This window comes from Streptomyces sp. NPDC058295, assembly GCF_042880655.1.
GTDB lineage: Bacteria > Actinomycetota > Actinomycetes > Streptomycetales > Streptomycetaceae > Streptomyces > Streptomyces coriariae.
Genome location: NZ_JBHVYO010000100.1, coordinates 1 through 9,402 on the forward strand (window position 1 = coordinate 1; position 9,402 = coordinate 9,402).

Consider the following 9,402-nt stretch of genomic DNA (forward strand, 5'->3'; position numbering starts at 1 on the left):
TCGCCATGCCCCGCGCGCCTAGCTGTAGGGCTGGGCTGTGCCACAGGCAAGCCCGCTGATGCCACTCCTGCGAGCGAGGGTTTTCAGGCGGTGGTGCGATTGCCCTGGCGGGCGGCGAGCGCGGCCTCGGCGCTGGGGTAGGCGGGCAGGAGGGTGTCCATCCCGGTAACGCTGAGCAGGCGGCTCAGCCGGTCGGGGATGGCCGCCAGGGTCAGGGAGCCGTCGGCGTCCTTGGCGCAGCGCCAGATGCCGACGAGGGCTCCCAGCCCTGAGGAGTCGCAGAACGTGACCCGCGACAGGTCGGCGACCAGGTCGGGGTGTCCGGCCGCGATGAGTTCCAGGGCGCGGGCCCGCACGGCGGGTGCGGCGGCGATGTCGAATTCACCGGAAAGTGCGATCACGGCCAGGACGCCGTCGGTGTGCGGGACGTCGATGTGGAATGCGTCGGTCATGGGCGTCGGATCTCCTGCCCGACAAGGGCGTCGGCGGGTGCGGTCGGGGCGGCGGCGCTGTGAGCGGTGGTGGTGATGCCGGCGGGAGCGGCGTCCGCGGTGGGGACGGACAGGGCCAGCAGCGCCACGTCGTCGCGTTCGGTGTCGGGGAGGGTGTCCAGGAGTGCGACGGTGTCGTCGATCAGGGCGCCGGCACTGACCGGCGCCGGTCGCTGGGCAAGGAAGTCGGTAAGGCCGGTATCGGCGAGCATGTGGCCGTCGACGGTGCGTGCCTCGGTCAGCCCGTCGGTGTACAGCAGCAGTCCCTGGCCGGGTGCCAGGTGCAGGGTGAGTGAGGCGAAGGCGGCCTCGGCAAACGCGCCGACCAGCATGCCGCCCTTGGCGCGGGCCGCCTCAACCCGTACACCGCTGCCCTCGGCAGGGCTGAGGTGGTAGGCGGGCGGGTGACCGCCGGTGGCCAGCGTGACAGTGAAGCCGCCGTCCCGGGCCGGATCGAGCAGGCCGAAGACGGTGGTGCAAAAGCGGGTGCCGACCGCCGCGTCGAGCAGCAGCGCGGTGTTCAGGGCTTTGAGTGCGGCCGTGGGGTCCGCGTCGACGAGGGCTGCGGCCCGCAGCGTGTAGCGGGTCAGTGAGGTGACCGAGGCGGCTTCGGCGCCCTTGCCGCACACATCGCCCAGGAAGAACGCCCACCGGCCTCCGCCGACGGGGAAGACGTCGTAGAAGTCGCCGCCCACTTCCTGAGGGGAGGCGGTCTTGTAGTGGCAGGCCAGCTCAAGCCCGGGTACCGCGGGCAGCGCGGGAGGCACCAGGGTGCGCTGCAGGGTGGAGGCGAACGCGGCGATGGCCGCCTTGTCCCGCTCCGCACGCTGGCGGGCCTCTTCCTCCGCCTGACGTTTCTCCTGCTCGGCGCGTATCACGTGCAACGCCGACAGTCGCAGTTCCAGCTGGTCCCGCACCACCGCGGCCAGGTCTGTGAGGGTGGAGGCATCGGCCTCGCTGATCTCGCGGGGGCGGGTGTCAAGGACGTTGACCGTGCCCAGGCGGTGTCCGTCGGCGGTGATGATCGGAGCGGCGGCGTAGAACCGCACCCCCATCGGGCCGGCGACCAGCGGGTTGGAACAGGCGACCGGATCGAGGAGGGTGTCGGGGATGACGGTGGTGTCGTCACTCAGCACTGCCGAGGCGCACAGGCCCGGATCACGGCCGATCTCGGTGACGCCTTCCAGCCCGTGCGCGGCTTTGAACCAGATCCGGTCCTCGTCCACGATCGTCACCGTCGCCACCGGCACCTCGAACAGCCGCGCGGCCAGCGCCGCAACTCGGTCGTAGGCGCCGTCCGGCGGAGTGTCGAGAATGTCGTAACGGCGTACCGCCGCCATCCGCGCCGCCTCGACCGACACGGCCAAAGGCTCGCTCGGTGCTATCGCAGGCAGGATCGCTTGTTCCGGCATGTCCCTCGTCTCGTTCATCCCCCCAGAAAGGCACCGACCAGACAGCCAGCACGCCGAAACCCTACCGAACGCGGCTGGGGCACCCGATCCGACGGCGAGCTTCGTAGTGCGCACCGGCATCGTGGAACGGCCGCCAAAGCACCGACCGCAACCGGGCGAAGTGATCGGCGAAAAGGCGAACGTGACGGCCTTCGTGGTCCGGACCACAAGCTGCTCACGAGCTGAGCACAAAACTCCGACGGGCCGTTGCCCACCGGTCAGGTCGACCATGTCTGCCGCCGCGACGACCTGGCGGACCTGGTCGCCGCCGGCGCCCAGCTCGGACCGGAGCAGGACGCCGCGCGACTCGGTGTGCGCAGGGTTGAGTTCGATTGGATGGCGCGGCTCGGTTGGATCCCGCTCCGCAGTCGGTCGAGGTCTGCTTCAGCACCTCGCGGGCGCGGGGCCGTCATCGCACGGAAGGAGTAGGCATGAAGGTGGGGGGAAGGGGTAGACGCGGCAGAGCGAGTCGAGGTGGGCCGGTGTCGGCATGGCCGATAAGGGGAGGGACACATGGTTACGGATACGGCAGCGGCGGAGGCGCAGTGCGCTGAACTGCCGGAGGTGGCCGACCCGTCGAAGGTCGCTCCGAAGGACGCCCGTGAGCTCACCCGCTTGTTCTTCCAGCAGCTGGACCGGCTGGAGGAGGGCACGCCGGAATACCAGTACGCGCGCAACACGCTGATCGAGATGAACATCTCCCTGGTCCGCTACGCAGCCTCCCGTTTCCGCAGCCGGGATCCGGAGGAGATGGAGGACATCGTCCAGGTCGGCGTGATCGGCCTGATCAAGGCCATCGACCGTTTCGAGCTCTCCCGCGAGGTGGAGTTCACCTCCTTCTCGATCCCCTACATCGTCGGAGAGATCAAGCGGTTCTTCCGTGACACCACCTGGGCCGTGCACGTTCCGCGCCGCCTGCAGGAGGCCCGCGTCCAGCTGGCGCGCGCCACCGAGGAACTGCACAGCCGCCTGGGCCGCACGCCCACCGTGGCCGAACTGGCCCAGCTGATGAACCTGGACGAGGAGGAGGTCATCGAGGCGCGCCTGGCCTCCAACGGCTACCGCTCCTCCTCCCTGGACGCCGCAATCAACAACAGCGAGGACGGCGAGACGGCCCTGGCCGACTTCATCGGCAATGAGGACGGCGCACTGGAACTGGTGGAGGACTTCCACGCACTCGCACCAATGATCGCCGACCTCGACGAGCGCGCGCGCATGATCCTGCACTGGCGGTTCGTGGAGGAACTCACCCAGGCCCAGATCGGCGAACGGCTCGGCGTCTCCCAGATGCACGTCTCCCGACTGCTGTCACGCACCCTGACCCAGCTCCGCGAGGGCATGCTCACCACCCACTGACACCACCCCCTCGCGATCGCGGTGAACCCGTACACCACGCCACCACATTCAGAAGCTGTGTCAGCTCGGCGATCTGTGATGTTCTGTCACTGTTGCTGGCCGGTGGATCCGGGCACTGCGAGTCGCAACCGGGGCCGGAATCGGCCAGCTTGGCTTGGCTTCTGGTGATGTTGGTGCGTGAGGTGGACTGTGGGTGTGACGCCGAGTCCGGGCTCGACGTCACCTACCTGCGCACCAACACTCTGCTGTCGGACGTGCTGTGGTGGCTCTCCATGATCCGCGACGGAGGCTGTGTCCAGGGACGCGAGCAACCCCCGGCAAGGCCGTGCCCGCGGGCGCCTTCGGCATCGTCCGCGTCGCCGCGCTCGCCCTCACGTAGGACGGTCGAGACTGTCATCGGCCTCGCCTGCGGTGCTCTTCGGGGCCCCAGGTGTCACTCGGCGGGTATCGGAGCCCGGTTGAAGAGTCGTCCGGCCAGGTCCGCCCCGGTGATGGCGCCGTCGGCGTCGCGGGTGAGGAAACCGCGCTGGCCGATCAAGCCGCCGCCGGTGACGATGTACTCGTCGCCGTTCGCGGAGAGGAGGCCGAGCCCGGCCGGCGGCAGGTCCGGCGGCAGTTCCCTCTCGGACGCTGTGCGGATCTCCGGCTTGATCCGGCATTCAACCGTCATGGTGTCACCGTCGGTGTCGATGATCAGCGTAATGAATTCGTTCTCGTAGTGCCCGATGATCTCCTGAGCGCGCTGTGGGTCGTACGGGAGCGGCTCGGGGGCGTCATCGACGTCAGCAGGTGCTTGGCGCGGCCTTACCTGCGAAGAGGTCCGCGAGCCAGGGAAGACCTTCAGCGCTGGCGCCCTCGGTCGCGGCAATGTGGCCGGGATGTGGTTGCCGGCGAACCGCGCCGTCACGCCCCGGCGGCACCAGTCCGCGGCCAGGCTCCTGCCGACCTGCTAGGGCACGACATCTCCAGGGCGCTGTGGGACAGCAGGACGGGCACGTCCGGCTTGCGCTTGCCGAGTGCTGGTCGGCCACGATCGCGTCCCACGGCGCGCGCGTGAGGCGCTCGGTCAGCGGGCGCCCGTCCACGGTCAGGAACCGCGAGTTCAGGAACGGGTACTTGGCGAGGGCCTGCGACGTCGCGTAATCCGGCGGCACGGCTCTGGACACCCAGGGCGACTACGTGCGCATCGACGGTCCAGAGCCACTGAGAACCACGAGCCGCTGACGGCCGAGAGCGCACCTGGGACACGTGCTGTCGGTTCCGTGGGCCAAGGGTGAGCGGTTGGCCCTTTCCGCTATGACTGAGAACGTCTCTTCATGGACTGCACGGCATCTCCTTCCTCCTCCACGCCCACCGAGGCACCTCACTCACGGGTAGAGGCCCTCACTGAGTTGGCGGTGGCATTGGCGCGGGCCGGTGCCACAGGCCGGGCCGGTGCACGCGCCGCGGACGCGGAGCCACTGGTCCGCTTCCTCAACAGGAGTGGGCACAGGCCAGGACACCGGCGAGCCTTTCCGAGGCCGCGCTCCCACCGCAACGTGAACACCTGATTGCGCGGGCCCTCGCCGTCGGCCCGTGGGAGTACCTCCTGGGCAGCTTGGCGAGCATCGCGCCGGATGCCGTCCGCACGGTCGCCATCGAATGGTTCGGCGGAGCGTAGCGGCGCCAGAGTCTGCAGAAGCGTTGGTGCGGTCGGACCGTCCGTCATGACCAGACAACTCGTCAGGGCCAACCGGACCAGCGCGGTGACCTGTGGGTTCGAGGACACTACCGAAGAGGCTGCCGGGCTGGTCCAGGAAGGTACGTCGGACCTGCTGGGCGATCACTACAGTGGCGTTCATGCACCGATCGCGAATGTACGCGCTGATTGTGGACGCCCCCGAGCGGGAATCTTCGGCAGCAGCCCAGTTCTGGTCGGCCGCTCTGGGGGTACCGGCCCGTGCCGACTCGGCAGAGCCCCAGTTCACATCGCTGGTTGGTGCGGTGGACGGGCTGGCAACCGTGGTTCAGTCGGTTGACGATGCGCCGCGCATGCACATCGACATCGAAACTGATGACGTCGACGCGGAAGTAGACCGCCTTGTACGACTCGGCGCCACTGAAGTTTCCCGTTGGCTGCAGTGCCATGTGCTGCGGGCACCAGGTGGACACCTGGTGTGTGTCATCCCCGTGCACAGCGACCCCGATCTCTTCGCTGCGACCGCCCGGACGTGGAGCTGACATCACAGCGGCGATACGTGTCTGGCGCCGTACAGGACTCCCCAACACTCATCATGCACAGCTCAACGCCCCCCTTCCGCCGAGCCACGGCCTACTGTGCACGAGGTCGTAAAGCTTGACCCGTAAGGGCTCATGCCCTCAGAGGATGCCCTGGTGGTGAGCGTGAAGGAGTGGGCGGAGATGATATTGAGAACCCGTATTTGAACCCCTCTCACGGGGCTGCTGAAGCTGGATGAGGCTAGTGCCCCGTGGACGACGGCTCATTTGCCATGTGCGGTGCCCGAGTGGGGGCGGCCTGCTTGACGAGGCGACATGGAGATCGGCCCGCTTCGGACCGCCCGCTCGCCGGTACCGATCGAGGGCACGCTCGCCACGCAGGCCCGCACGTTGCGAGTTACCTGCCTCGTGGGCCTGTTCAGATACAGATCGGCCTGTTCAGATGCAGATCACGATCTTTCCTCGGGTGCGTCCGCGCTCGGCGTGCGTGTGGGCGTCGGCGATCCGCTCCAGGGGGTAGGCCTGTTCGATACGGGGTGTGTAGCGGCCTTGCCCGCCCAGTTCCGCCGCCGCGGACAGGAGAGTGGAGTCGTTCACCGCGTGGGCCACATGCGTCCCCAGGCGCTGCCCGCCCGCGTGGTCGGCGACCGTCGCGACGCGCTTCGGGTCGCCCGCGATCGCGACGAGGTCGTCCAGGGAGCCGGAGGCCGCGGTGTCGAGCACGATGTCGACGCCGTGGGGAGCGAGGGTGGTGAGGCGCTGTGCGAGGCCGGGGCCGTAGGTGGTGGGAACGGCGCCGAGAGAAGTGAGGAACTCGTGGTTGCGCTCGCTGGCTGTCCCGATCACGGTGCCGACACCTTGTGCCACGGCGATCTCGACCGCCGCGCTGCCCACGCCTCCGGCGGCGCCCTCGACGAGGAGGGTGCGCCCCGCGAGGGGGCCGAGCGCGTCGAGCCCACGCATCGCGGTCACGGACGCGAGACCGGCGCCCGCGGCCTGCTCGTCGTTCCACGTGGCGGGGGTGTGCGCCCAGGCCGAAAGGATGAGCAGCTCCGCGGTCGCGCCGGTGACGCCGCCCAGCCCGAAGACCCGGTCGCCGATGCTCACCCCCTGCACCCCGTCGCCGATCTCGTCGACCACACCGGCGCCGTCGCGCCCGGGAATGTCGGGCAGATCCAGGGGGAAGATCTGGTGCAGGGCGCCGGAGCGCAGCTTCCAGTCGATGGGATTGACGCTGGCCGCCGCGACGCGGACACGAATCTCACCGGGTCCGGGGTGGGGGTCAGGGGCCTGCTCGATCACCAGGATCTCCGCTCCGCCGTATTCGTGGAACCGGGCTGCGCGCATAATGGTCTGCCTTACTTTGACGGGCCGGAATGACGTGTTCATCCGACGCTCGTCACTCTAGAACCTGACGTTGACGTGAGGTGCAAGCGGCAACTGCCGCCCGGCCGGAGGAGGGCAGGCGCGGATGGTGAGGTTGCCGAGCGGGCGGGGTTGAGCGTGGGGGCCTGCGCCACTACGAGAGATCACGCCGCCCGTCACGGTCGACACCCATGTGCCCTCGGGCGGGCTCGGCGATCCCGGCACAACGCGAGGGCTGCCGTGCGTACGTGAACCGCGTGAACGCCCTCGGGTCATGATCAATCTCGGTGCAGGCAGCGGTTCGATCGGCCCCCAGGGCTGCCCCCGGAGCCGGTATTGTTAGCCTGAACCTGACGTCAACGTGAGGTACGAGCGGGAAGGGAGTGACCTGCGTCATGCGCATCGGACAGCTCGCCAGGCGGTCAGGGGTCAGCGTGCGGGCCCTGCGCTACTACGAGGAACAGCGGCTCCTGGAATCGGCGCGGACGCCCGGTGGGCAGCGTGACTATCCCGACGAAGCCCTGGAGCGGGTCCAGCTCATCCAGGACCTCTTCGCGGCCGGCCTCTCCAGCCGTACCGTCGTCGAACTCCTGCCGTGCGTGAGCACCGGCGTCGCGACCCCCGCCATGCTCGACCAGCTCATCATCGAACGCGACCGCATCGCCGCACGCATCCAGGACCTGACCCGGGCCAAGACCAAACTCGGCCGCGTGATCGAGAATGTGACCGCGGCGAACGTGGCGCAGGACTGATCACCCCGTCGCGAGGGGTCGGGCCCCGACCAATCCGGCATCTGCCGGGCGACATCGCGCGTGAACAGGTCTCCCCACCCGGTCGGGTCCGTGAGCGCCACCGCCACCCCACTTGCCTTACATCGCTTCAACCTGTTGACCTGTAGAGACACTTGACAGCACTAGATAAAAGGAGAAGCGATTCGACGCCTGACCGCTCGGTACTGCCCGGCAAGTAGAGGACTGGAGAAGGGCGCCGACGGGCCCGGCGGCGGCGTGGAATGCGACGTCTTCATCTGCGAGGTGGAGGCCAACGACCCCGGCCAGGCCGGCACCAGCACCGGCGGCCACGCGGGCAGTGAGCCGCAGCAGCGGAAGCGGTGCCAGCAGCAATCCCTGGACGTGTGTGTACGAGCTGATCTCACCGCAGCCGCCGGCCGAATCCCTGGACTGGGAAAGAAGCACACCCGGCGACGGCGCCGTCTACCAGCAGACCTGCCACTACCTCGACAGCCCCAACACCGTCGTCCGCAACCAATGGCTCACCGCCCCGCCTCCCGCAGCGGCCACCATCGACCCGGCCGTCCTGGCGCAGCGGGCCGTCGACACCATGAAACTCGCCAGCCCCAACATCGCCAGCCCACGAGCCGCGGGGAAGCACCTGGTGCCCCACTGGCCGTTGGGGTTGCACACGATGAACACCCAGTAACCGCCGCGTACGACGGCGGGCCGACCGGCAGCCGGTCGGTGACCAGCCGCATCGCCCACGGAGCATGGGGTGCAAGCGTCGCCATGCGAGTTCCCTTCCCCTTGCCTCATGCGGATAGCCGGTTGGCTACCGCTTGAGCAGAATCAATCTCCCGTCCTGGTCTTGGCCAGTACCGTAGGTGCCGCGAACCGTCGCGAAACTGCCACGCTCCGTGACAAGGGGTTGGGGCGTGTGAGGCACCGGTGCCGAGCAGATCGAGCAATGCATACCTCGCGCTGTGGATCGCGGCCACCGGCCTGTCTCATGGCGAGGTCGCCCGCCGGGTCGCTGCGGAGGCGATTCGCCAAGGTCACCAACAGATCGCCCCCGACGCGACTCGGGTAAGGCGGTGGATCGACGGCGAGCGTCCCCGCCCACCGGTCCCGGCGCTGCTCGCCGCGGTGATCTCTGACGCGGCCGGTGATATCGGCCTGACGGCTCAAGGGCCCACCCTGGATAGCATCCAACTCCCGCTGCTGACCGAGGCAGCCGCCCAGACCCTGGCATCGGCAGCCGGCGCGGAGGCGCAACCGACACGCTCGCCCTGCGCAAGGCCGGCTTCGACCGGGTCCGCGTCATGGACTGCGGAACCGTCTGACTCTAGAGTCGTGGTCTTCGAGGATCTGGCGTCGGCGCTTCTGAGCGGCGGCGACGTAGACCGTGGGGTCTACGTGGCGCCAGTTCGCGCAGGCCGTGTCTGTTCCAGCGTGGTGAGGGCCGGGCAACAGTCGGTGGGCACTGTCAACGGTGCCCAGGGCCAGGTCGTCCGCGTCCCCTACGCCGACGACACGCTGGACATGCTGCTAGCTGGCCGACGGAGTGTAATCCCTGCTGCTGCGGACCTGGCGGTCCAGGAACTCAATCAGCTCTGATTCCGAACGTCCAAGCCTCTCCCGTGGCCCCGGATGCTGGGTCAGCGTTTGACGCGATTGCGGACGGCGAGGACGGCTAGGCGCTGTTTCTCGGATCTCCTGACGCGGGTGGGGTGTTGGGGTCAGGCTGACTGTATGGGTCGCGGGGATCTGACGAACGCGGAGTGGGAT

9 protein-coding genes are annotated in these 9,402 nt (G+C 68.6%); 5 read left to right on the forward strand and 4 right to left on the reverse strand.

What is annotated here, in order from left to right; all coding sequences use genetic code 11:
- Nucleotides 1–83 precede the first annotated feature (83 nt).
- Entirely contained in the window at nucleotides 84–452 is a 369-nt protein-coding gene (locus ACFVYS_RS43465) for an STAS domain-containing protein (RefSeq protein WP_389511384.1), read from the reverse strand.
- Entirely contained in the window at nucleotides 449–1,852 is a 1,404-nt protein-coding gene (locus ACFVYS_RS43470) for a PP2C family protein-serine/threonine phosphatase (protein ID WP_389511386.1), read from the reverse strand. The genes ACFVYS_RS43465 and ACFVYS_RS43470 overlap by 4 nt, the downstream gene beginning before the upstream one ends.
- 603 nt (nucleotides 1,853–2,455) lie before the next feature.
- Between ACFVYS_RS43470 and ACFVYS_RS43475 the strand changes: the two genes are divergently transcribed.
- Nucleotides 2,456–3,298 carry an RNA polymerase sigma factor SigF gene (locus tag ACFVYS_RS43475; RefSeq protein WP_389511388.1) on the forward strand — a complete coding sequence of 281 codons (843 nt, stop codon included), beginning with the start codon at nucleotides 2,456–2,458 and terminating at the stop codon, nucleotides 3,296–3,298.
- A 433-nt stretch (nucleotides 3,299–3,731) separates the two neighbouring features.
- Here the strand turns inward: ACFVYS_RS43475 and ACFVYS_RS43480 are convergent, their stop codons facing one another.
- Nucleotides 3,732–4,205 (reverse strand): hypothetical protein, encoded by a 474-nt coding sequence (locus ACFVYS_RS43480; protein WP_389511390.1) that lies wholly within the window; start codon nucleotides 4,203–4,205, stop codon nucleotides 3,732–3,734.
- Between the two features lie 947 nt (nucleotides 4,206–5,152).
- On the opposite strand from ACFVYS_RS43480, the gene ACFVYS_RS43485 reads away from it, so the two are divergent.
- Nucleotides 5,153–5,518 carry a VOC family protein gene (locus tag ACFVYS_RS43485; protein WP_389511392.1) on the forward strand — a complete coding sequence of 122 codons (366 nt, stop codon included), beginning with the start codon at nucleotides 5,153–5,155 and terminating at the stop codon, nucleotides 5,516–5,518.
- A gap of 435 nt (nucleotides 5,519–5,953) precedes the next feature.
- On the opposite strand, the gene ACFVYS_RS43490 is transcribed toward ACFVYS_RS43485, so the two are convergent.
- Nucleotides 5,954–6,862, reverse strand: coding sequence for an NADP-dependent oxidoreductase (locus tag ACFVYS_RS43490; RefSeq protein WP_389511394.1), 909 nt, complete (start codon nucleotides 6,860–6,862; stop codon nucleotides 5,954–5,956).
- 413 nt (nucleotides 6,863–7,275) lie between these two features.
- Here ACFVYS_RS43490 and ACFVYS_RS43495 point away from each other — a divergent pair, with 413 nt between their 5' ends.
- From ACFVYS_RS43495 to ACFVYS_RS43505, 3 genes are all read left to right on the forward strand, one after another.
- Nucleotides 7,276–7,632: a MerR family transcriptional regulator gene (locus tag ACFVYS_RS43495; protein ID WP_097289521.1), complete on the forward strand. Its 357-nt coding sequence runs from the start codon at nucleotides 7,276–7,278 to the stop codon at nucleotides 7,630–7,632.
- A 385-nt stretch (nucleotides 7,633–8,017) separates the two neighbouring features.
- A complete protein-coding gene (locus ACFVYS_RS43500; protein ID WP_389511396.1) occupies nucleotides 8,018–8,320 on the forward strand; it encodes a hypothetical protein in 303 nt (100 codons plus the stop codon).
- 647 nt (nucleotides 8,321–8,967) lie between these two features.
- On the forward strand, nucleotides 8,968–9,231 hold the full coding sequence (locus tag ACFVYS_RS43505) for a hypothetical protein (RefSeq protein WP_389511398.1): 264 nt from the start codon (nucleotides 8,968–8,970) through the stop codon (nucleotides 9,229–9,231).
- The last annotated feature ends 171 nt before the right edge of the window (nucleotides 9,232–9,402 follow it).

What these genes read in the sequence shown, in the direction of transcription:
- ACFVYS_RS43475 (WP_389511388.1), top strand. Translation starts at nt 2,456, where the DNA reads ATGGTTACGGATACGGCAGCGGCGGAGGCGCAGTGCGCTGAACTGCCG.
- ACFVYS_RS43465 (WP_389511384.1), bottom strand. Translation starts at nt 452, where the DNA reads ATGACCGACGCATTCCACATCGACGTCCCGCACACCGACGGCGTCCTG.
- ACFVYS_RS43495 (WP_097289521.1), top strand. Translation starts at nt 7,276, where the DNA reads ATGCGCATCGGACAGCTCGCCAGGCGGTCAGGGGTCAGCGTGCGGGCC.
- ACFVYS_RS43485 (WP_389511392.1), top strand. Translation starts at nt 5,153, where the DNA reads ATGTACGCGCTGATTGTGGACGCCCCCGAGCGGGAATCTTCGGCAGCA.
- ACFVYS_RS43490 (WP_389511394.1), bottom strand. Translation starts at nt 6,862, where the DNA reads ATGCGCGCAGCCCGGTTCCACGAATACGGCGGAGCGGAGATCCTGGTG.